At 68.7% G+C, this 21,771-nt stretch carries 18 protein-coding genes; 2 read left to right on the plus strand and 16 right to left on the minus strand.

Annotated features, from left to right (window positions below):
* Positions 1–16 precede the first annotated feature (16 nt).
* The 6 genes from A9310_RS11800 to A9310_RS11825 form a co-directional block, all read right to left on the minus strand.
* Entirely contained in the window at positions 17–1,702 is a 1,686-nt protein-coding gene (locus A9310_RS11800) for an HNH endonuclease signature motif containing protein (protein ID WP_065630817.1), read from the minus strand.
* A 442-nt stretch (positions 1,703–2,144) separates the two neighbouring features.
* Complete coding sequence (locus tag A9310_RS11805) at positions 2,145–3,374, minus strand: ABC transporter permease (protein ID WP_065630772.1); 1,230 nt, start codon at positions 3,372–3,374, stop codon at positions 2,145–2,147.
* Positions 3,371–4,267, minus strand: a complete 897-nt coding sequence (locus tag A9310_RS11810; RefSeq protein ID WP_065630773.1) for an ABC transporter ATP-binding protein — start codon at positions 4,265–4,267, stop codon at positions 3,371–3,373. The genes A9310_RS11805 and A9310_RS11810 overlap by 4 nt, the downstream gene beginning before the upstream one ends.
* Positions 4,264–4,878 (minus strand): hypothetical protein, encoded by a 615-nt coding sequence (locus tag A9310_RS11815; RefSeq protein WP_065630774.1) that lies wholly within the window; start codon positions 4,876–4,878, stop codon positions 4,264–4,266. Before A9310_RS11815 ends, A9310_RS11810 begins: the two co-directional genes overlap by 4 nt.
* Positions 4,875–5,198, minus strand: coding sequence for a helix-turn-helix transcriptional regulator (locus tag A9310_RS11820; RefSeq protein ID WP_065630775.1), 324 nt, complete (start codon positions 5,196–5,198; stop codon positions 4,875–4,877). The genes A9310_RS11815 and A9310_RS11820 overlap by 4 nt, the downstream gene beginning before the upstream one ends.
* A 46-nt stretch (positions 5,199–5,244) precedes the next feature.
* On the minus strand, positions 5,245–6,414 hold the full coding sequence (locus A9310_RS11825; protein WP_065630776.1) for an NAD(P)-binding domain-containing protein: 1,170 nt from the start codon (positions 6,412–6,414) through the stop codon (positions 5,245–5,247).
* Between the two features lie 53 nt (positions 6,415–6,467).
* Here A9310_RS11825 and A9310_RS11830 point away from each other — a divergent pair, with 53 nt between their 5' ends.
* Positions 6,468–7,199: an enoyl-CoA hydratase gene (locus A9310_RS11830; protein WP_065630777.1), complete on the plus strand. Its 732-nt coding sequence runs from the start codon at positions 6,468–6,470 to the stop codon at positions 7,197–7,199.
* Positions 7,200–7,217: 18 nt separating this feature from the next.
* Here A9310_RS11830 and A9310_RS11835 read toward each other — a convergent pair whose 3' ends face one another.
* The 10 genes from A9310_RS11835 to A9310_RS11880 all read right to left on the minus strand — a co-directional run bounded on the left by A9310_RS11835 (position 7,218) and on the right by A9310_RS11880 (position 20,081).
* Positions 7,218–8,312, minus strand: coding sequence for an XdhC family protein (locus tag A9310_RS11835; protein WP_065630778.1), 1,095 nt, complete (start codon positions 8,310–8,312; stop codon positions 7,218–7,220).
* Between the two features lie 58 nt (positions 8,313–8,370).
* Positions 8,371–9,186 carry an IclR family transcriptional regulator gene (locus A9310_RS11840; RefSeq protein WP_065630818.1) on the minus strand — a complete coding sequence of 272 codons (816 nt, stop codon included), beginning with the start codon at positions 9,184–9,186 and terminating at the stop codon, positions 8,371–8,373.
* A 107-nt stretch (positions 9,187–9,293) separates the two neighbouring features.
* Entirely contained in the window at positions 9,294–11,750 is a 2,457-nt protein-coding gene (locus tag A9310_RS11845; RefSeq protein ID WP_065630779.1) for an FAD-dependent oxidoreductase, read from the minus strand.
* A 41-nt stretch (positions 11,751–11,791) separates the two neighbouring features.
* Positions 11,792–12,640 (minus strand): formyltetrahydrofolate deformylase, encoded by an 849-nt coding sequence (gene purU / locus A9310_RS11850; RefSeq protein ID WP_065630780.1) that lies wholly within the window; start codon positions 12,638–12,640, stop codon positions 11,792–11,794.
* A 9-nt stretch (positions 12,641–12,649) separates the two neighbouring features.
* Entirely contained in the window at positions 12,650–13,249 is a 600-nt protein-coding gene (locus A9310_RS11855) for a sarcosine oxidase subunit gamma (protein ID WP_065630781.1), read from the minus strand.
* Positions 13,242–16,079, minus strand: coding sequence for a 2Fe-2S iron-sulfur cluster-binding protein (locus tag A9310_RS11860; RefSeq protein ID WP_065630782.1), 2,838 nt, complete (start codon positions 16,077–16,079; stop codon positions 13,242–13,244). The genes A9310_RS11855 and A9310_RS11860 overlap by 8 nt, the downstream gene beginning before the upstream one ends.
* Positions 16,076–16,384 (minus strand): sarcosine oxidase subunit delta, encoded by a 309-nt coding sequence (locus A9310_RS11865; protein WP_065630783.1) that lies wholly within the window; start codon positions 16,382–16,384, stop codon positions 16,076–16,078. Before A9310_RS11865 ends, A9310_RS11860 begins: the two co-directional genes overlap by 4 nt.
* Before the next feature lie 25 nt (positions 16,385–16,409).
* The gene (locus A9310_RS11870; protein WP_065630784.1) at positions 16,410–17,669 is read right to left on the minus strand and encodes a sarcosine oxidase subunit beta family protein; all 1,260 of its coding nucleotides are present in this window, start codon (positions 17,667–17,669) and stop codon (positions 16,410–16,412) included.
* A gap of 13 nt (positions 17,670–17,682) precedes the next feature.
* Positions 17,683–18,756 (minus strand): hybrid-cluster NAD(P)-dependent oxidoreductase, encoded by a 1,074-nt coding sequence (locus A9310_RS11875; protein ID WP_065630785.1) that lies wholly within the window; start codon positions 18,754–18,756, stop codon positions 17,683–17,685.
* Between the two features lie 8 nt (positions 18,757–18,764).
* On the minus strand, positions 18,765–20,081 hold the full coding sequence (locus tag A9310_RS11880) for an aromatic ring-hydroxylating dioxygenase subunit alpha (protein ID WP_065630786.1): 1,317 nt from the start codon (positions 20,079–20,081) through the stop codon (positions 18,765–18,767).
* Between the two features lie 301 nt (positions 20,082–20,382).
* On the opposite strand from A9310_RS11880, the gene A9310_RS11885 reads away from it, so the two are divergent.
* The gene (locus A9310_RS11885) at positions 20,383–21,765 is read left to right on the plus strand and encodes an L-serine ammonia-lyase (protein WP_065630787.1); all 1,383 of its coding nucleotides are present in this window, start codon (positions 20,383–20,385) and stop codon (positions 21,763–21,765) included.
* The last annotated feature ends 6 nt before the right edge of the window (positions 21,766–21,771 follow it).

Raw genomic sequence — 21,771 nt, forward strand, 5'->3', positions numbered from 1 at the left:
TCAGAGGACGAGTCCGTCAGAATGGTGGCGGGTTCTCGAGGAAGTCGCGACGGTCGGCTTCGAGTTCGGCCTCGCGTCGTTTCTTGTTGCGGGCGCGTTCTTGTCGCCGGCGGGCCAGTTTGGCGTCCAGTCGGCTGGTTGTGCGCTCTGGGTTGTCGGTGGTGATCACCCGTGGGGTGGGTGGGGCTTGGGCGGCTTGTTCGAACCGGATCCGCCGCAGGTTGGGGAAGGTGTCTTCGAGGGTTTCGGCATCGCCGGGCAGGGTGACCCCTTCGGGGGTCTCGTATTCGGTGACCAGGCGTCCGTCGTCGTCGCGGTACTGCACATCGACCCAGTCCCCGTGGGTTTTGAACAGGTGACTAGGTCGGCATTTGGCGTTGAGGTTCTCACTCGACGTCGCTCCACCGCGGGCGGGGTCGGTGTGGTCGTACTCGGTGACGTGGTCGAGATCGCACGCGAACGCTGAACGGGTGCAGCCGGGTTCGGTGCAGTAGCCGTCGCGTACGCGTACGAAGTCAGCGCACGACGTGGTGGGCCGGTACCCGTTGCCGGGATGGGTTGCCGGGTAGACCACTGCGACCGATAGCGCGGTGGCATCGGCCGAGTCGCCGAAGTGCGCTGCGGTGGGCTCATTCTCACCGTCGGCTCGAGTGTCCTTGTCTGGTGCCGGGTGCTGGGCGGTCCGCCGCTGGTCATCGTCGTTGGTGCTGGGGGCGGCGTAGGTGGGTTGGGTGCGGGCGGGGGTGACCGGGGCCAGGGTGGCGTCGGGGCGGGCGGCGAGGTCACGGACGTGTTCGTCGCTGATGATGCCGTGTTCGTCGAGGAACCCCACCCCGGGTGCCCCGGCCAGGGTGGTGGCGTCGGTGACGACATGGATCACGATCTCGGCGCGGACCGCGTTGAGGACACTTTGCGGGTCGGGGATGTCGGCGGTGCACGGCTGTTCATCGTTGCACTGGCAGTCGAATGACGTGCGGGTCAACAGCGCGAACATCGCATCGGATCGTCGTATCCCCTGGGTGCGGGCGTCTCGCTTGCAGACGGAGTCGGCGAGGATGGCGACGGCTTTGGCCGAGATCCGCACGTTTTCCGCCGACATCACGGCGGTGAGTTCGGCGGTGCCGTCGGGCAGTTCGTGGGTCCACACCCCACGCTGGTCCATGGCGTCTTTGCGGCGTTGGCGTACCGCGTCGGGGTCGTGGCGGAAGACGAGGCGGTCGACCATGTCGCGCAACCGGGCCCGATCCCACACACCTGTTCGGCGGCGCACAGTGTCGGCGATCTCGGCATCCAACGCGGGGGTGATCGGGTCATCGGTGGGGATCAGTTCGGTGCGGGAGATGACCAACCGGATCTGCCACTGCGCCAGGACCCCGTCACGCAGCGTGTCCGCTACCTCGGGGAGCCGGTCACGTAGCGCGAGGGCCTCATCGATGAGGGTTTCGGCGTGGCGGCGGGACACCCCGGCTTGGCGGGCGATGCGGGCGGCGCAGTCGGCGTGGCCGTCCATGACGAACCCGGACGCGCTGGTGGTGATCAGGCGGTCGGTCATCGCCGCGATCGTCTGATAGCGGTGCCAGGCGAGGTAGGACTCGCCGCGCCGGGTGGCGTCGAGGCCGGCCATCAACATCACCATGTCGGTCTCGGCGGCGTGGGCAGGATCGACCCCGGCGATGTACTCGCCCGGTAGATCGGTCCACACCCGCACAACGCCCCCCCGACGCCTGTACTTGTCACCCGCCCCGAGCTGGGTGATCTGTTACCAACCAATGTAAACCCGACCACCGACAATTCCGGAAGAGTCTCCACAGCAGATGACGTCGTCGTAGACGAAATAGGTTCTGGGCGTTGCGGTATGGTGCCGTCCGGGTTGGCGGCGGATGAGATCGTCGGGTCGCCAGGTGGTTTCGACACGGCGACTCGCCTAGCGGCTCGTTGCCGGCTCAACCAGCGGGGGTGGGCGACTCGCCTRGCGGCTCGTTGCCGGCTCAACCAGCGGAGGGCGCGGCGAAGGGTCCTGCCACGCATCGCAACAGGACCCTTCGTGACGCTCGCAAGCTCGCTCCTCAGGGATCGGAGGGTGACGCTCACAAGCTCGCTCCTCAGGGGTCGGAGGGTGACGCTCGCAAGCTCGCTCCTCAGGCTCAGCGGGCGAGCTTGAGTACCTCGCCCCAGCCGATCCGCGAGCCGGTGCGCAGGATGGACCGCTGGTAGATCCGCGCGGCGATCCAGGTGGCCGCAGCACAGGCGGCGCCCATCAGGCCGAAGGTGACGATGATCTGGACGGCATCGGTGTCGCCGGTCGCGATGCGCATCGGCATGAGTGCCGCGCTGAACGGCGGTATCCAGCTGAGCACCTCGATCAGCGTCGAATCCATCGCCTGCACACCGAAGATGCCGGAGTACAGCACCGCGACCGCGAGGAATGTCAGCGGCGCGGACGACGAGTTCAGCTCCTCCTGCCGGGAGACGATGGCCCCGGTTGCCGCGTAGAGCGAGGAGAAGAACAGGAAGCCGAGGATGAACCAGGCGATCACCGCCGCGAACATCCCGATGGCGGCGCCCGGAAGGGTGAGGATTCCGGTCGCGGTTCCCGCGATCAGCGCGGTGGCACCGAGCAGTACCACCTGCCCGAGGGCGACCACACCGATGCCGATGATCTTGCCCCACAACAGATGCAGCGGCTTGATGGTCGCCAGGAGCAGTTCTACGACGCGCGACGTCTTCTCCTCGACGACGCCGACGGCGACCATCGTGCCGCCCATCATGATCGCGGTGACGAGCAGCACCACGCCGACCATCGCGATGAGCAGGCGCTGTCCCTCGTCTGGGTTGTCCGGTTCGGTCTGCGAGACCGAGATGTCCACGGTCGGCAGGGCGGCGGCGTCGACACCGCGTTCGGCCAGTGCCGCAGAGAGATTCGCCTGCGACACCGCGGTGCGGATCGGGCCCTCCACAGCCGGTTCGAGGCTGTCCTTGGTGATGATCACATACGATCCCGGCGTCTCTCCGGGCACCAGCGCGGCCTTCACGTCGCCGCTGTTGACCCGATCGCGTGCCTGTTCGACGGTGTCGGCCGGCTCGGTGGCGATCGTCGTGCCGGAGGCCTCACCGACGGAGACGATGGATTCGGTGACGGCGGCCGGCTGACCCACGACGGCGACCTTCTCGACGTCGTCGCCGCCGGAGAACAGGTTGATGATGATGGACCCGGCGACGATCACGATCATCAGCAGCGCGGTACTGACGACGAAGGACTTGGTCTTGGCGCGCGTGGTGATCTCGCGGCCGGCGACGAGTCGGATCGCCTGTGCGGCAGATGCTCTCGGATCGGAACCGGTGGTGGACACCGGGGTGTCGGGTAGCGTGGTCATGCGGAAACCACCTCTCGGAACAGGTCGGTCAGGGACGGGGTCGAGGTCGCGAACCGGTGCACCGGCCCGTTCTGGAGGGCGGTCGCCAGGATCAGCTGATCGTCGGCGATCTCAGGGTCGATCAGCAGGCGGGTCATCTCGCCGTAGTCGACGCCGCGGACACCGGGCAGGGAGTCGGCCCACGCGACATCGGCACGCGGCCCGGTGATCTCGAGCGTGATGCCCTCGCGTGCACGCAGGTCGTCGACCGTGCCGAGGGCGCGCATCTCACCGCGCGCGATGATGCCCACCCGGTTGCAGAGTCGCTGCACGAGGTCGAGTTGGTGCGAGGAGAAGATCACCGGGATACCCTCGGCAGCCTTCTCTTTGAGCACGTCGCTCATCACGTCGACGGCGACGGGGTCCAGGCCCGAGAACGGCTCGTCGAGCACCAGGACGCTGGGATCGTGGACCAGGGCGGCGGCGAGCTGGACCCGCTGCTGGTTGCCGAGGCTCAGGTCGGCGACGTTGTCGTCGTAGCGCCCGCCCACGCCGAGGCGGTCGGTCCAGCGTTGTACGGAGTCCTGCGCCTCGGCCGCCGACATCCCATGCAGCCGTGCGAGAAAGGTCAGCTGTTCGCCGACCTTCATCTTGGGGTACAGGCCCCGCTCCTCGGGCATGTACCCGATCCGCCGACGCAGGTCGAGGTCGATCGTCTGGGTGCCGAGGCGAACCTCTCCGGCGTCGGCGGCCAGTACGCCGAGGATGATGCGCATGGTGGTGGACTTGCCGGCGCCGTTGCTGCCGACGAACCCGAAGATCTCGCCGGGGTCGACGGAGAAGGTCATGTCGCGCAGCGCGATGAGGTCTCCATAGCGTTTGTGGAGCCCGTCGACGATCAGTGGTGCGGTCATTGCGCACTCTCCTCACTGGGGATGGTGGTCGGGTCGGATGTCGATGACGCGAAGTCCTCGGGATCGGGATCGGCCATCCACCAGGCGGTGAGCATGGTCGGTACGCAGATCGCGGCCAGGACGAGCGTGATGAGCAGGATGGCCGATCCGTAGACCGCCTGGCCGGACACCTGGTCGTCGAAGCTGAGGACGACCAGCACCGCGTACGGGATGAACATCAGGCTGTACAGAACGGTGAAACCGATGGAACGCGCCGAATTGCGTTGCGCCACCTGGATCTCGTCGAGGGCGGTGACCGGCGTGTCGGCGATCGACCCGGTGACGATCCGTGTCAGGTACAGGGTCGTGATGATGCCGGCGAGTCCGATCAGGAAGGGCACCAGAAAGATGCCGGTGTCGAAGAACGCGAGAATCGAGCTGAGGATCAGCAGGATGGCGAAGAACGCCTGCACGAGCACGAGCCGTCGATAGGTTCGCCGGGTGCGCCACGAGGTGAGGCGGTGGGCGTTCTTGTCGTTGAACTCCTGGTGCCGGCGGCCCCGCCACTCCTCGTAGCGGCGCCAGAGGGCGGGTGTGGCCTCCTCGGGGATGGCCGAATTGGGGTCGTTCATCGTTCACCTCCGGACTCGTCGGTGTGGGTGGCTGGATGCAGGTCTTGACGTGGCGACGATTCGCGCCGGTACAGTGCCGACGACATCGCCCCGAACTCGTGCCGGCTGAACACCGCCTCCACCGGTAAATCGAAGACGTCGCAGATGCGGAACGCCAGGTCGAGGCTGGGGTAGTTGTCGCCGCGCTCGAGTGCGCCCACCGATTGGACGTTGATGCCGACGACTGCGGCGAGTTCGGCCCGCGACATCCGACGCTCCGCCCGCAGCACGCCGATGCGGTTGTAGATGGGGAGCTTTTCCCCACGGCGTATTGGACTCACCTGACTCAGTGTTGTGAAAACACAACACCTTGTCAAGTGGTGGCAACTACTTCGCGCCCCCGCGGGAACGTGAGGGCACCCCGAGCAGCTCGGCCGCGACCCGTGCCGCCTCCCGTCCGGCGCGGTTGGCCCCGATCGTCGAGGCCGACGGGCCGTAGCCGAGCAACTGGATCCGGGGATCGGCGTCGACGACCGTCGCGAGGCGGCCGGACATCGTGATGCCGCCACCCGGCGCGCGCAGGCGTAACGGGGCGAGATGGTCGATGGCGCTGCGAAAGCCGGTGTTCCAGAAGATGACGTCGACATCCAGATGCTCCGGGACGTCCGGGTGATCGGGGGAGTCGCCGGATGGTCCGTCGCAGTCCCAGCACACCCCGGTCTCGGTGATGCGCGTGAACATCGGACGCCACGCGAGGATTCCGTCGCGCTGCGCGGCCGCGATCGCGGGGGTGAGTGCCAGCCCGGTCACCGACACCACCGAGGTGGGAGGGAGCCCGGCGCGCACCCGCCGTTCGACGCGGGCGACGGCCTCGCGCCCTTGCTCGGGGGTGAACGGTTCGGGGTTGAAGACGGGCTCGCGCCGGGAACACCAGAACGTCTCGCTGCCGGGCGCCACCCGGGCGATCTCGATCAGCAATTGGATGGCGGAGATGCCCGCACCGACGACCAGGACCCGCTTGCCCTCGAACTCCGCGGGGGAGGTGTAGTCGTGCGTGTGCAGCTGCCGGCCGCGGAAATCGGCGGCCCCGGGGATATGAGGGATGAACGGACGGTCCCAGGTGCCGGTGGCGTTGACGATGAGTTTCGAGGTGACCGACCCGCCGTCGCCCAGCTCGGCGCCGAAGCCGTCGTCCTCGCGGCGCACGGCGCGCACGTGCACGGGTCGATGCACGGTCAGGCCGAACTTCTCCTCGTACCGCCCGAAGTACTCCGGGACGGCGGTGGCCGCCGGGAGCTCGTCACAGTCCAGGCCGAGAGCCTCGACGAGGCCCCACCCCGGCAGGTCGTGGACGCGGTTGGCGGTGGCGAGGGTGAGCGTCGGCCACCGGAACTGCCAGGCGCCGCCGGGCCCGGGGGCATGGTCGAGCATCTGGTAGCGATCGCCGAGGCCGAACCGCTCGAGAAAGTAGGCCGCCGATAGTGCGGCCTGTCCGCCGCCGATGATCAACACATCCGAGTGCGGTGCGGGCGCTGCGCCGGCCGGGGAGATCTGCACGTCCCCACCTTGTCACGACGTGTCGAATGGGTGCGGTGGGTAGGTTGGGGCCCATGATTCACTCCACCACCGACGGAGCGGTCGTCACGATCGAGCTGGATCGGGCCGACAAGCGCAACGCCCTGAACGACGAGATGCTCGCCGGCCTGTCCGATGCGTTCGACGCCGCACTCGGATCCGGCGCGCGCGCCATCGTGGTGACCGGGCGGGGGCCGGTGTTCAGTGCCGGCGCCGACCTGTCCGGTCCCGTGTACGAGAAGGGCTTTCTCGACACCCTCGTCGGGACCCTGAAGAAGATCGAGTCATCCCCGGTGCCCGTGCTCGCGGCGCTCAACGGCTCCGCGATCGGCGCGGGGCTGCAGCTCGCGATGGCCGCCGACCTCCGGGTGATGGCGCCGGATGCGATCGCGGGCATTCCGGCGGCGAAACTCGGTGTCGCCGTTGATGAATGGACCATCCGACGCCTGGTGTCGCTGGTGGGGGCGGGGCAGGCCCGGGGGATGCTGATCGGGTGCGATCCGCTGACCGCCGATCGAGCGCACGCACTCGGGTTCGCCAACCGCATCGGCGACCTCGCCGACGCGCAGCACTGGGCGGACACGATCGCCGGCCTCGCCCCGTTGACGCTGCAGCACTACAAGCTCGTCCTGAACGGCGACGGTGCGCGCGACGCCGCGCCCGAGGATCGGGCGGCGGCGATGATGCGTGCATGGGAGAGCGACGACCTGCGGGAGGGCCGCGCGGCCCGGGCCGAGAAGCGTCCGCCGCGGTTCACCGGGTCCTGACCCGGGGGGGGGGCGACGCTACCGGCGGTGGATCGGTCCGTCGCCGACGTGCAGCGGTGCGCCGGTGGCGCCGTGCCGCTCGGCGATGAGTTGCGCCGCGATGGCGACTGCGACCTCGCCCGGGGTGTGCCCGCCGAGATCGAGGCCCAGGGGTGAGCGCAGCCGGTCGAGTCGGACGTCGTCGACGCCCGCCTCGCGGAGTCGTTGGTCGCGATCGGCAACCGTCCGCCGCGACCCGAGTGCACCGACGAAGCCGAGTTGCCGACAGCCGAGTGCCACCTGCAGGGTCGGCACGTCGAACTTCGGGTCGTGCGTCATCACGCAGACCGCGGTCGACGGACCGACCAGGCCGTCCCGGATCTGTTCTGCCAGATAGCGATCCGGCCAGGAGACGACGACCTCGTGGGCGTCGGGGAAGCGTTCGGGGGTGGCGAACACCGGTCGTGCGTCGACGACCGTCACCCGCATGCCGAGACCGGCCCCGATCGAACTGAGTGCACGCACGAAGTCGTTGGCGCCGACCAGGATCAACCGGGCCGGCGGCCCGAAGGTCTGCACGAAGGTCCGGGGACGTTCGTCGGACGGGGCATCGCAGTCGTCGACGCCGATGAGGCCGGTCCGGCCGGTGGCGAGGAGGTCGGCGACGTCGCGGTCGAGGCGGCGCCACGGCTGCTGTGAGGCGGCGGTGGCGAAGTACCAGTCGGTCTCGTCGGTGAGGGTCGTGGCCCACGAGACGGGTTCGCCGGCGTCGATCGCCGCCGCGAGTCGGTCGAGCTGGCCGCGCCGACCGCTGCTCGGTGCGACACGTTCGACGAGAACTTCGATGTGCCCGCCGCAGGTCAGACCCGGCGCGGGACTGTCGGGATCGTCGACGCCGTACTGTTCGACGATCGCGACCCCGTCGGCGAGGACGTCGCGGGCGGTGTGCACGAGAGCGGATTCGACGCAGCCACCGGAGACCGAACCGATCACGGTGTCGTCCTCGGTCACGATCATGGCCGCGCCGAGCTCGCGGGGTGCCGATCCCGACGCGCCGACGACCCGGCAGAGTGCGACCGGACGCGCGTCGTCGCCGTCGAGGAGTTCGGTCAGGGACCGCAGGACGTCGCGCATGTACTCCAGTGGACCAGATCTCCCCGACTGCGGCCACGTGGGCGGCGGCCGGCCGACGTCACGACTTCTCGATGATCCCGGGGGCGCTGGCCGAACCCGCCGCACGGTAGCCGAACATGCGGCTGAGATCGGCGGCCGCGGAGACGACGGTCGCGGTCAGCTCCTCCGTGTCGTCCGGGTCGAGCCGATAGCGCGGGCCGGAGACGCTCAGGGCCCACACGATGGTGCCCGTGTGATCGCGTACCGGTGCGGCAATCGCCACCAGGCCGACCTCGAGTTCCTCCACCGCCATCGCCCAACCCCGGCGCTCGACCTCGCGCAGGTCGGCGACGAGGTCGTCGATGTCGACGACCGTGTGGTCGGTGAACCTGGTCAACCCGCCCGCGAAGGTCTCGCGCACCTCATCTTCGGACAGACCTGCGAGCAGGACCTTCCCCGAGGACGTCGCGTGAGCGGGGGAGGCCTGGCCCACCCAGGTGCGGAGGGCGACCGCGGACGGTCCTTTGGCCTCGACGACGTTGATCGCCTGCGACTCGGCGAGGACGGCGAGATTGGTGGTCTCACCGGTCTGCGCGGCCAGCGCGTCACAGGTGTCCTGCCCACATCTGGTCATGTCGAGGGTTGCCATCGTCGACCCGGCGAGGCGGACCACCGTGAGGCCGATCCGGTACTTGCGACCGTCCGGTACCTGCTCGACGAAACCGCGTGCCTCGAGTGACGAGACGATTCGGGAGACGGTGGATTTGTGGACGCCGAGCTCGACGGCGAGTTCGGTGATGCCGGCCGACCCGGCGGACCCGATGAGCTCCAACACCTGCAGTGCCCGATCGACCGCGCCCCCCGGACGTTCGGTCTCCGCTCTCTGCTCAGTCATCGCAGCGCCCAGGGTACCGGTCGGGGCGGGTGGGACCGGAACCGCGTCGCGAACCGCGGCAAGCCGTCCCGGGCGGGTCACGGGCGTCGGTGGGTACCCGGAACCGCTCATCTCCGGATCCGGGTCATCTGGGGATCGACCACCGGGTCGGCGATGACGACGGCCGTGTGATGGGTGGTCTGGTAGGCGACGTCGACCGAGGTGTCGTCGGGGAGTTCGGCGGGCAACCAGGCGTAGGCCAGGCACGCGCCGACCGTCGCCGACCACCCGGCGCTGGTGACGTAGCCGACGACCCGGCCGCCCACCGATACCGGCTCCTTGCCCAGGACGACCGCCGCCGGATCGGTGAAACGCAGGGTGCGCAGCGTGTTCGGCGCATCACGCTCGGCCAGGGCGGCGCGGCCGAGGAAGTCGTCCGCGGTCTTGCGGATGGCGAAACCGAGCCCGGCAGCAGCGGGCGTGTGCTCGGTGGTCATGTCGGAACCGGCCGCCCGATAACCCTTCTCGATCCGCAGGCTGTTGAAGGCGATCCGGCCGGCCGCGATGATGCCGTGGAGATCGCCCGCCGCTGCCACCGCGTCCCACAGCGCCGGTCCGTCGGCCGCGGAAGTGTAGATCTCCCAACCGAGTTCGCCCACGTACGAGACCCGCATCAATGTCACCGGGATTCCGGCCACGGTGGTGGTGAGCGCACGGAAGTAGCGGAGGCCGTCGTTGGTGAGGTCGGCCGGCGTGAGCGGTGCCAGCACGTCGCGCGCCAGCGGGCCCCAGAGACCGAGACAGCAGGTGGCCGTAGTGATGTCGCGCAGGACGACCGAGCCGTCCGCCGGGAGGTGCCGGTTGATCCAGTCGAAGTCCAGCGGACCGTTGGCGCCCACCTGGAACACGTCGTCGGCGAGCCGGGCGACGGTCAGATCCGAACGGATGCCGCCCTTCTCGTCGAGCATCAGCGTGTAGGTCACCGAACCGACGGACTTGTCCATCTTGTTGGTGGTGAGGTGTTGAAGAAGGGCGAGCGCACCCGGACCCGACAGCTCGAACCGGGTCAGCGGGGTCATGTCGTACATCGCGACGTGGCTGCGGGTATGCGCCGCCTCGGCGACGGAGACAGGCGACCAGTGCCGGGCCGACCAGCTGTCGCGCTCCGGTACGACGAGCCCGTCGGCGAGCTTCTGATCGAGCAGCGGACGGTTGGCCTCGTACCAGGCGGGCCGCTCCCAGAGTCCGCTCTCCCAGAATTCCGCTCCGAGTTCGGCCTCGCGATCGTGGAAGGGGCTGAGACGCACGTTGCGCGGGGCCTTGCGCTGATCGTGCGGGTGGATGATGTCGTAGACTTCCACGAAGGCCTGCGAACTCGTGGTGAGGATGAAGTCGTCGGTGAGTGCGTCGTCTTCGAAGCGGTACAGGTCGGTCTCGTGGACGTCGATACCGGGGGTGCCGTCGATCATCCACTCCGCCATCGTCTTCGCGACACCCGCCGAGTGGGTGACCCACACGGCCTCGGCGACCCAGAAACCGGCCAGGTCGCGATGTTCGCCCATGACCGAATGGCCGTCGGCGGTGAACGAGAAGATCCCGTTGAAGCCCTCCTCGACCTTGCCGTTGCCGAGTTCGGGTAGCAGGGCCACCGAGTGCTGCCACGCGTCGTCGAAGTCCTCCGGGGTGAACATGAGCTTGGAGGGCATGTCCGCCAGTGTGATCGCAGTGTCGTGGTCCAGGTCGCCCACGTCCGAGGGCATCGGCCGGTGACCGTAATAGCCGATGCCGATCCGGTCGCCGTGTTCGCGGTAGTACAGGTCGCGGTCCTGGTGGCGCAGGATCGGGAGCGTCGCCTCGGCCAGGGCGGAATTGACGCCGCGGCGGGAGTCGACCGGCGTGGTGATCGCGTACTGATGTGCCATCGGGACCAGGGGGATGGTCAGTCCCACCCGGCGGCCGAACTCGCGGCCCCAGAAACCGGTGCAGCACACCACGATGTCGGCGTCGACGACTCCGGTCGTGGTGCGGACCCCACGCACCTCACCGTTGGCCTCGACCACGTCGACCACCTCCTGTCCGCCACGGAACTCGGCGCCGCGCGCCATCGCGCGGCGGGCCTGGGCCTCGACCGCGCGCAACGCTTTCGCGAGGCCGTCGTTCGGCGTGTGCAGCCCGCCGAGGACAGCATCGCGTTCGAGGAGCGGATGCATCGCAGCGCATTCCGCGGGGTCGACGAGTCGGTGTTCGACGCCACGAGCGGCCGCCCACCCGGCCTTGCGATGCAGGTCCTCCCACCGTTCCGGGGTGGTGGCCAGTTCCAGTCCGCCCACCGGGTTGAAGCACCAGCCGTCGGGATGAGCGAGCGCGGAGAACTTCTCGATCGTGTAGGAGGCGAGCGCGGTCATCGTCTTGGACGGATTCGTCGCGAAGACGAGGCCCGGCGCGTGCGAGGTCGACCCGCCGGTGGCGAAGAGCGGGCCGCGGTCGAGGACGGTGACGTCGGTCCAACCGCGCTGGGTGAGCTCGTCGGCGAGTGAGGTACCGACGATGCCGGCGCCGACGATCACGACTTTCGGTGCAGCCATGGGGAACAATCCTTTTCGGGCAGGTGTGGGTCAGGGCTTGGTCAGGTGAAGACCACGGTGCTGGTCCCGTTCATCAGCACCCGGTGCTCGCTGTGCCACCGCACGGCGCGCGACAGGGCCAGCGCCTCGGCGTCGCTGCCGACAGTGGCGAGTCGGCGCGGATCGTGGGTGTGGTCGATGCGGATGACCTCCTGCTCGATGATCGGGCCCTCGTCGAGGTCGGGGGTCACGTAGTGCGCGGTCGCGCCGACGTACTTGACTCCGCGCTGATGTGCCTGGTGATACGGCTTGGCGCCCTTGAAGCCCGGCAGGAACGAGTGGTGGATGTTGATGGCCCGGCCGCGCAGTGCCGAACAGGTCTCGTCGGAGATGATCTGCATGTACCGGGCGAGGACGACCAGATCGACGTCGTAGGACGACACCAGGTCGAGCATCGCGTTCTCGGCCGCCGGCTTGGTCTCCGGGGAGACCGGTAGATGGTGAAACGGAAGGCCGGCCGATTCGGTCATCGGGGCCAGATCGGTGTGGTTGGAGGCGACGGCGACCAGCTCACCGCCGAGGGTGCCCGAACGCCAGCGGAAGATCAGGTCGTTGAGGCAGTGCCCCAGTCGAGAGACCATCACCAGGATCCGCTGCGGTGTCTGGTCGTTGATCGAGTATTCGGCGCCCAGACCGGTGGCGAGATGATCGAAAGCCGCCGACAGCTGCTGTGAGCCGGACTCGTGGGCGGACGCGAATTCGGTACGTACGGAGAGGGTGTGGGTCATCGGGTCGTCGTACTGCTGATGGTCGAGCACCTCGCAACCGTGGCTGTAGAGGAACGAGCTGATCGCGTGCGTGACGCCGCTGCGCGACGGGCATCGCAGGGTGAGGGTGAATCGATGAGACATGGGGTTCCTCTACGGCAGCGGGGAAGGAGCGGGCACGATGGCGTACTCGGTGGCGGCGTCGACGAGCCACGCGGCGAGGTAGTCGGCGTAGGAGCTGCGGACGAGGACGGCGAATCCGTCCGGAACGCGATGCACGATCACCGCGGCCTGGGCCAGCAGTGTCTGGGCCACGTCGTCGGGCCCGAAGCTCCTCGGCGACAGATCGATCGCGCAACCATGGGCGAGGATCGTCTCGGCGTGCGGGCCGCCGAGGACCAGGCGGGTGCGCTGGCCGGAGGCATCGGCGACATACGCGCCGCCCTGCGCACGGTCGGCCATCGCCGCGGCGAACTCGTGCGGTGCGATGCTGGCCGCGTAGGCGAGATACTCGTCAGGACCCAGCCAGACGACCGTGGTGTCCCCGTCGCGCGTCATCCGGCAGGCGCCGGGCAGGTCGAGCCGCTCCGCCGCGGCGGGTTCAGTCGGTCGGATCACCGTCTGCGCCACCGGGGTCGGGCGCAGTAGTACGGCCGGGGCCAGTTCGGCGAATCGCGCCGACCAGTTCTGCAACGGTGGGACCGGTTCGAGCGCGCCGGTGTCCGGCAGAGAGTGCACGGTGGTGTCAGCCATCGCGTCGGGCTCCTTCCGCGTCGACGAAAACGGTTGTGGTGATCTCGACTTCGCACAGCGTGTCCCCGATGGGGACATCGAGCCGGCTGCCGATGAGGTCGCGACCGCCCTTCACCAGCGCAAGGGCGAACGGGCGGTCCAGCTCGGCGCTGCGATAGCTCGACGTCACGTGCCCCAGCATCGGCACCGGCGGCGGTGGCAGGGTGCGGTCGACGCGGTGGGAGATGATCTGCGAACCCTCGGGGAGCCGGGTGCTGCCGTCGACCGGCAGCAGTCCGACGAGGTGCTTGCGGTCGGGTGCCGTCGCGGATTCACGCGCGAATGATCGCTTGCCGATGAAGTCCGGCTTCTTCTTCGAGACCGCCCAGCTCATCCCGAGGTCGTGGGGCGTGACGGTGCCGTCGGTGTCCTGGCCGATGATGGGATAGCCCTTCTCGGCGCGCAGGACGTGCATCGTCTCGGTCCCGTAGGGGGTGATGGCGTGCGGTTCACCGGCGTCGATGAGTGTCTGCCACACCGCCTGGGCATAACCGGCCCCGACGTTCACCTCGTAGGCGAGTTCCCCGGAGAAGCTGATCCGCCCGATCCGCACGGGCACGCCGCGAAAGGTGGTGTCCCGCCACGTCATGAACCCGAACGCATCGTTCGAGACGTCCAGATCGGGGAACACGGTGCCCACCACGTCGCGCGAGCGTGGGCCGACCACCGGGAACGTGGCCACCTGGTCGGTCAGCGAGGTCATCCACACCCGGAGGTCCGGCCATTCGGTCTGATGCCATTCCTCCATCCAGTCGAGGACGGCCGCGGCGTTGCCGGTCGTGGTGTACAGGGTGTAGCGGTCGTCGGCGATCCGCATCACGGTGCCGTCGTCGAACACCATGCCGTCCGCGCCGCACATGACGCCGTAGCGGACCTTGCCGACTGCGAGGGTGCTCATCATGTTGGTGTAGAGCAGGTCGAGGAAGGCCGGGGCGTCGGGCCCGGCGACATCGATCACGCCGAGGGTCGAGCCGTCGAGGATGCCCACTCCCGTTCGTACGGAGGCACATTCGCGGAGGACCGCGTCGTGCATGTCCTCGCCGCCACGAGGGTAGTACCGCGGCCGTTTCCACTGGCCGACGTCTTCGAAGACGGCGCCGCGCTCGACGTGCCAGTCGTGGATCGGGGTCCGCCGCACCGGGTCGTACCGTTGGCCGCGATCACGTCCGGCGAGCGCGGCGAAGGTCACCGGGGTGTAGGGAGGACGGAAGGTGGTGGTGCCGGCGTCGTTCACGGCGATGCCGAGCATCTCCGCGACGATGCCGGAGGTGACGATGCCCGAGGTCTTGCCCTGGTCGTGCCCGGTGCCGATGGTGGTGTAGCGCTTGACGTGTTCCACCGATCGCATCCCGGCACCCAGCGCCCGGGCGATGTCGGCGACGGTCGCGTCGCGCTGGAGGTCGACGAACGAGCGGGTGTCGTCGTCGGGACTGCCGGGCACGTACCAGCAGACGGCCGGCGCGGCCGGAATCCGCTCGGTGACGCGCGGGATGGCGCGCAACTCCGGTGGCGCCATACCGAGTCCGGCGAGGGTCGCCACCGCACCGCGTCGACCGTCGGCCAGGCAGTCACCCAGTGTGGTCGAACCCGCTGCGGCACCGACGATCTCGGTCTCTGACACGGTTCCCGTGGGCAGGAAGGTCGCGGCTCGGTCGTCGAAGGCGATGGTTCCGCGCAGTTGACTCCAGAGGTGTACCGCCGGATTCCAACCGCCACTGACCAGGACGGTGTCGCAGACCAGGGACGAGCCGTCGCTGAGGTCGATCCCGGTGACCGCATCGGTGCCGTGCGCTCGGATCACGGTCGTACCCGCGAGGATCGGGATGCCGCGCCGGCGGGCCTTCTCGCCCAGGTCCGCGCTGACGGCCGGGCGGACGTCGACGACGGCGGGAACCGAGACCCCGGCGTCGACGAGCGCGAAGGCCGCGGTGTAGGCGGAATCGCATGCGGTGAAGACCACGGCCGTCCGGCCGACCCGGACGCCGTAGCGGCTGAGGTAGTCACCGCCGGCGCCGGCCAGCATGACCCCGGGCACGTCGTTGCCGGCGAAGACGATCGGTCGCTCGTGGGCGCCGGTGGCGAGAACGAGACGACGAGCCCGGATACGGTGCACCCGTTGCCGGGAGAGGTGTGCGGGGGCGTCGCTGCCGAGGTGGTCGGTGCGGTGCTGGACGGCCAGGACGAAACCGTCGTCGTAGGCACCGAACGCAGTCGTACGGGTCAGGTGCGTGACGTGCGGGTGCGAATCGAGTTCGGCGACGGCTTCGGCCACCCAGGCGACGCCGGGAGTACGGCCACCGGGTTCGCTGCGCTCGTCGACCAGGAGAACGTGGGCTCCGCCACGGGCGCAATTGAGGGCCGCCATCAGGCCCGCGGCGCCCGCACCGACGACGAGCACGTCCGGATGGTGGTGCAGCGAGTCGTATCGGGCGTCGTCGACGGTGCTGCTCAGCTTTCCCCAGCCCGGTACCCCGTGGGCGACGAGGCCGGGACACAGGGCGACGGTGGTGGCCGGCACCATCGGTTCCACGAACGGGGCGTCGATGCCGACCTGCGCGGTGGCGTCCTCGGCCCAGGCTCCGGTGACGCCGCGCGGGCGCCCGAGGTTGACGCTGGTGGTGACCACCCGCACCCCGTTGGCGAGCAGGGCCGACGCGAGGGTGTCGCCCGCGTAGCCGCGGTAGGTGACCCCGTCGAACACGAAGTCGATCGGCGTGCTCCGGTCGATGCGTCCACCGGCTCCGGTCCGGAACGGCTGAGCGGGAGTGGATTTCGGGTCGGTGGTGCTCATCGGGCTGCTCCGGATGCGGGTTCGGTGGGGGATGCGGTGGCGGGCGACCGCGAGGGCACCGTCTCGCCGGTGAAGGCGTGCGTGCGTGTGTCGCGCTCGACGGTGAACCACTGGCGGCACCCGGTGGTGTGGCACCACCGTTCGGTCATCGCCCCCTTGGGATTGGGCCGGAAGAACAAGTAGTGTGCCCACGCGGTGTCGTCGAGGTCGGCGGGTCGCTCGGGATAGGCGACACCGGCCGCGGCACCGTAGTGGAACTCGGTTTCCTCACGGGGCCCGCAGTGCGGGCAGCGGATCATCTGCATCGTGGTGTCCTCGGCGGTGGCTGGTTCAGTGGGCGACGGCGGCCGCGCCGTGCTCGTCGATGAGGCGGCCGGTGACGAACCGGTCGAGGGTGAACGGTGCGTTGACGGCGTGCGGGCTGCCGGTGGCGATCGTGTGCGCCAGCGCCCAACCGACGCCCGGGGTCGCCTTGAATCCGCCGGTGCCCCAACCACAGTTGAGGTAGAGGTTCTCGTACGGGGTGGCACCGACGATGGGTGAGGCGTCGGGGGTGACGTCGACGATCCCGCCCCATGTCCGCAGGAGGCGGGCCCGCCCGAACACCGGGAACAGCTCCACCGCGGCAGCCATCTGACGCTCGATGATGTGGAAGGCGCCGCGCTGCCCGTATCCGTTGTAGGAGTCGACCCCGGCGCCCATCACCAGCTCACCCTTGTGGGCCTGGGACACGTAGACATGCACCGCGTTCGACATCACCACGGTCGGGTGGATGGGCTCGAGGAGTTCGGACACCAGGGCCTGCAGCGGATGACTCTGGATCGGAACCCGGAAACCGAGCTGGTCGGTGAGCGTCGAGGTGTGTCCGGCGGCGCACAGCGCGACGGTGCCCGCAGCGATGCGGCCGCGGGTGGTCTCGACGCCGACCACCCGGTCGCCGTCGGTGACGAACCCGGTGACCTCGCAGTTCTGGATGATGTCGACGCCCGCATCGCTGGCGCTGCGAGCGAAACCCCAGGCGACGTAGTCGTGTTTGGCGATGCCGCCACGGGGTTGAAAGGTCGCGCCCAGCACCGGATAACGGATGTCGGAGGAGGTGTTGACGATCGGGCACACCTCCGCGACCTGCTTGGGATCCAGCCATTCGGCATCGATGCCGTTCAGCCGATTGGCCTCCACCCGCCGGATGCTGTCGCGCACATCCTGTTCGGTGTGGGCGAGGTTGAGTACGCCGCGCTGACTGAAGAGGATGGGGTATCCGAGCTCGTCCTCGAGACCCTCCCACAGCTTCAGCGAGTGCTCGTAGATCCCGGCGCTCTCGTCCCAGAGATAGTTGGATCGGATCAGGGTGGTGTTGCGCGCCATGTTGCCGCCGGCCAGCCAACCCCGTTCCAGGACGGCGACATCGGTGATGCCGTGGACCCGGGCGAGGTAGTGTGCCGTGGCGAGACCGTGGCCGCCGCCGCCGACGATGACGACATCGTAGGAGGACTTGGGTTCGGGTGCGCGCCAGAGGAACTCGGGGTGGTGGGGGAGGTGGGCGCCCGGGGGCGCCAGGCCCGCGGGACGCGGTGTCTTCTGGCTTGTCATCGTCGAGTCTCCCTCAGAAATCGATCACGACCGGGGACAGGGGTTCGGCGCAGCAGAGCAGGATCTTGCCCTGCGCGATCTCTCGTGGGCGGATACCGCCCTGGTGGTTCATGACCACGTCGCCGGAGACCTTGCGGACCTTGCAGGAACCGCACAGGCCCACACCACACGTCGATGGCAGGGTGACGCCCGCTTTGGCGGCGGCGGCGAGGATCGTGGTGCCGGGACCCACGGTGACCCGCCGGGCGCGTCGGGAGAAAGCGACGACCACGCCGGTGTCGGACTCCGACTCGTCATCGGTGGGCAGGCTGAACCCGAAGCTCTCCTCGTGGATCCGAGCGAGAGCCGAGCCGGCCGACACCAGTGCGCCGCGCACCTCGCTGCGAAAACGCCCGGGGCCGCAGAGAAACACCTCGCGGTCACCGAGGTCGGGGCAGACCCGTTCGAGCATCGCGCGGTCGATGCGCCCGCGGTGTCCGGTCCAGTCGGGGAAGTCGCCGGCGGCCATGCGCGTCGCCGCGAACGCCAGTGTCACGTTCGGATGCCGACGGGCGAGTTCCTCGAGTTCGTCCCGGAATGGGATGTCGTCGACATTGCGCGCACTGTGCACGAAGGCGATGTCGAGCGGGGACTCGCTGTCGGTGACCGATCGGAGCATGGACATCACCGGCGTGATGCCACTCCCGGCCGAGACGAACAGGTACTTCTCGGCCGGACGAGCGGTGTAGGTGAATCGACCCAGCGGTCCGGAGGCGGTGATCATCATGCCTTCGACCATGTTGTCGTGCAACCAGTTCGAGACATGGCCCCCGGTCACGCGCTTCACCGAGATCGACAGGCCCCCCGGCCGGGTCGGGGGTGAGGAGATGCTGTAGCAGCGCTGGACGGGCCGGCCGTCGATCTCCACGGTCATCGCCAGGAACTGACCGGGGGCGAAGACGAAGGTCCGGTGGTCGTCCGGGTCGCCGGCCGGATCCCCGGCAGCGGAGCGCGACGGCGACCCGCCCGCGACCCGGAAGGTGAACGTCGCCATGTCCCGGGTGGTGTCGGTGCGGGACACGCACTGGAGGAAGATGTTGTCGGCCATGGTCGCTCTCAGGCTCCCGCCGCGTCGAAAGGGCCGTCGGCGGCCGGGATGTCGAGTCGGCGGCGCAGCATCGTGACATACCAGTTGACGAAGGCCTCGACCTGGATCTCCGACGTACTGTAAGGGCCGGGAACGTAAGCGGGATCGCTGATGCCGCTGTGCGCGAGCGCAACGAGGTCGGCGTCCTGCTGATTCGTCTTCTCCCAGACCCCGGTGAGCTGGTCGAGGTCATAGTCGACGCCCTCCACGGCGTCACGATGGACGAGCCAGGTGGTGCGCACYAGGGTCTGATCGGCGGAGACCGGGATGACCGCGAAGAGCACGGCGTGGTCGCTCGTCACGTGCAGCCACATGTTGGGCTGCAGGTGCATCGACAGCCGGCCGAGTCGCGCGTCGGGGATGTCGGTGAGGAGGCGGCCGCAGGCCGCGGAGCCGTCGAGGGTGAACGACTCGCCGGCGAGGTCGAGTGCGTCGCGCTCGATGTGGAACCCTGTTGCGCGCGTGTCGAGTTCTACGACCCGGGTGTGGGGTAGGCCATGCCGGTCCCAGATCTCGGTCTGTTCCGCGGTGGCGCGGTGGAACCGGTCGAACGCCGGCGCCAACCGGCTGGGGATGGCGTCGGTGTCGCTGTATCCCCAGGTCGGGAAGAACACGTTGAGGAGTTCCGGATGGCCACCGCAGTGGTAGCACTCGCGGTTGTTCTCCATCGTCAGTTTCCAGTTGCCGTCTTCGACGATGTCGACCTGTTTGGCCACCTTGGCCTCGGCGAGACGGTGCGGCGTCAGATAGGGCTCGACGACGGCGGCGACCTCGTCGATGTCGGCCGGCGGGTCGTCGGCCAGGCAGATGAACACCAGGCCGCCGATCGTGCGGACATGTACCGAGCGCAGCGAGTAGCAGGACTTGTCGAAGCCGGGCGCCYGGTCATCGGCGAACTCGAGGCGCCCGTCCATCCCGTAGGTCCACGAGTGGTAGGTGCACACCAGGGTCCCGGTCGATCCGCTGGGCTCGGTGAGCAGGCGGGCCCCTCGATGCCGACACACGTTGTGGTGGGCCCGGACCCGGCCGTCGTCGTCTCGGACGACGATGACCGACCGGGTCGAGAAGGTGATGGTGACATAGTCACCGGGATCGGTGATCTCGGCTTCGGTGGCCACGAAAATCCATGACCGAGAGAAGATCTCGTCGACATCGAGGTCGAAGAACTCCCGGCTCACATAGAACTCCGCCGGCAGGCTCTCGCCTGCGCGGCGGTCGGCGATCAGAGCGCGGGTGCCGGTTTCCGGTGCCCTGGTGGCGGCATGCGCGACGAATGGTGCAGTCATCAGCAGTGCGGGCCTCTCTGCACGGTCGGTGACGGATCTGTCGGGATGGCGGTTACATCGAGATCAACTGCATTGCAGTCGATCTCGAGACAGTCGGACGGCACGTGGATTCGGCCGGGCCAAGCTGGGGGAGTGTTGATGTGTTGCGTCATACGCAACGACGCGCATGCTATGCAACAAGTGTGCGTCTCGGGTCTTGCGGTGTCAAGCGGGACGTGCGACCGTTTCTCCACGAGCCACACAGGCGTCGAGGGACCGTCGCGAGCCAGGCTCGGCCGCTCTACCCGACAGGGGTCGCATCATGACCGTCAGCGTCTTCGAACTGTTCTCCGTCGGCGTCGGACCGTCGAGTTCGCACACCGTCGGGCCGATGCGTGCCGCCCATCGATTCGTGGCCGGCCTTGCGCGGACGGGAGACCTCCTCGAGGTGACGCGTCTCGAGGTCGACCTCTACGGATCACTGGCCGCCACCGGAGCGGGACACGGCACGCTGACCGCGGTGCTGCTGGGTCTGGAGGGCCACGAGCCCGAGAGCATCAGCTCCGAGACGAAGGCGGCGCGGATCGCCGACATGGAACGCACCGGGCGAATTCGACTCGGCGGGCTGGTCGAGTTGCCGTTCAGCGCGAACGACATCGGTTGCCATCCGCGGGTCATCCGTCCGCGGCACCCGAACGCGATGGAACTGCGGGCATCCACCCGGGGCGGTGCGCGACTGCCTGCTGAATGGTATTACTCGGTCGGCGGCGGTTTCGTCGTGACCGACGACGAGTCCGACAATCCGTCGGTCGGTACGGACGTACCATTCGGCTACGGCTCGGCGGCGGAGTTGCTGGCAGTATGTGCGGACGTCGACGCCTCGATCTCCGACGTCGTGCTGATGAATGAATCAGCCACCCGGACGACCGAAGATGTGCGCGCCGGGTTGTTGCGCATCTGGTCGGTGATGGAGTCCTGCGTCCGGCACGGTGGCACCACCGACGGTGAGCTGCCCGGCGGCCTGCGCGTCCGTCGTAGGGCCAAGCAGTGGCGCGACGACCTGATGGCCGAGGACCCGTTGCGGTCGATGGCCCACGCCGAGGACTGGGTCAACCTGGTCGCCCTTGCGGTGAACGAGGAGAACGCCGCCGGTGGACGAGTGGTGACCGCACCCACCAACGGGGCCGCCGGGATCGTCCCCGCCGTTCTGCACTATGCCCGCCGGTACACGCCTGCCGGGCGGGCGAATCCCGACGACGTGACCGTCCGGTTCCTGTTGGCCGCGGGTGCGATCGGCGGGCTCATCAAATCGGGGGCGTCGATCTCGGGTGCCGACGTGGGTTGCCAGGGCGAGGTGGGTTCCGCGGCGGCGATGGCCGCCGGTGCACTGGCCGAGATCCTGGGCGGAGCGCCCGCGCAGGTGGAGAACGCCGCCGAGATCGCGATGGAACACAGTCTCGGGCTGACCTGCGACCCGATCGGCGGTCTCGTGCAGATCCCGTGTATCGAACGCAACGCCATCTCGGCCGGTAAGGCGATCAACGCCGCACGGATGGCTCTGCGCGGCAACGGCACTCACTACGTGAGTCTCGACCAGGTGATCGCCACGATGAAATCGACCGGCCGCGACATGAACGCCAAGTACAAGGAGACGGCGACGGGTGGGCTGGCCGTCCACGTGCCGCTCAGCGTGGTGGAGTGCTGAAGCCGG

The sequence above is a fragment of the Gordonia sp. UCD-TK1 genome (genome assembly GCF_001691435.1).
Lineage (GTDB): Bacteria > Actinomycetota > Actinomycetes > Mycobacteriales > Mycobacteriaceae > Gordonia > Gordonia hongkongensis.

Excerpts from the sequence above, each read along its gene's own strand:
- A9310_RS11815 (WP_065630774.1), bottom strand. The coding sequence starts at position 4,878 with ATGAACGACCCCAATTCGGCCATCCCCGAGGAGGCCACACCCGCCCTC.
- A9310_RS11885 (WP_065630787.1), top strand. The coding sequence starts at position 20,383 with ATGACCGTCAGCGTCTTCGAACTGTTCTCCGTCGGCGTCGGACCGTCG.
- A9310_RS11845 (WP_065630779.1), bottom strand. The coding sequence starts at position 11,750 with ATGGCTGCACCGAAAGTCGTGATCGTCGGCGCCGGCATCGTCGGTACC.
- purU (WP_065630780.1), bottom strand. The coding sequence starts at position 12,640 with ATGTCTCATCGATTCACCCTCACCCTGCGATGCCCGTCGCGCAGCGGC.
- A9310_RS11875 (WP_065630785.1), bottom strand. The coding sequence starts at position 18,756 with ATGGCCGACAACATCTTCCTCCAGTGCGTGTCCCGCACCGACACCACC.
- A9310_RS11830 (WP_065630777.1), top strand. The coding sequence starts at position 6,468 with ATGATTCACTCCACCACCGACGGAGCGGTCGTCACGATCGAGCTGGAT.
- A9310_RS11835 (WP_065630778.1), bottom strand. The coding sequence starts at position 8,312 with ATGCGCGACGTCCTGCGGTCCCTGACCGAACTCCTCGACGGCGACGAC.
- A9310_RS11810 (WP_065630773.1), bottom strand. The coding sequence starts at position 4,267 with ATGACCGCACCACTGATCGTCGACGGGCTCCACAAACGCTATGGAGAC.
- A9310_RS11840 (WP_065630818.1), bottom strand. The coding sequence starts at position 9,186 with ATGACTGAGCAGAGAGCGGAGACCGAACGTCCGGGGGGCGCGGTCGAT.
- A9310_RS11805 (WP_065630772.1), bottom strand. The coding sequence starts at position 3,374 with ATGACCACGCTACCCGACACCCCGGTGTCCACCACCGGTTCCGATCCG.
- A9310_RS11870 (WP_065630784.1), bottom strand. The coding sequence starts at position 17,669 with ATGACAAGCCAGAAGACACCGCGTCCCGCGGGCCTGGCGCCCCCGGGC.
- A9310_RS11860 (WP_065630782.1), bottom strand. The coding sequence starts at position 16,079 with ATGAGCACCACCGACCCGAAATCCACTCCCGCTCAGCCGTTCCGGACC.
- A9310_RS11855 (WP_065630781.1), bottom strand. The coding sequence starts at position 13,249 with ATGGCTGACACCACCGTGCACTCTCTGCCGGACACCGGCGCGCTCGAA.
- A9310_RS11865 (WP_065630783.1), bottom strand. The coding sequence starts at position 16,384 with ATGCAGATGATCCGCTGCCCGCACTGCGGGCCCCGTGAGGAAACCGAG.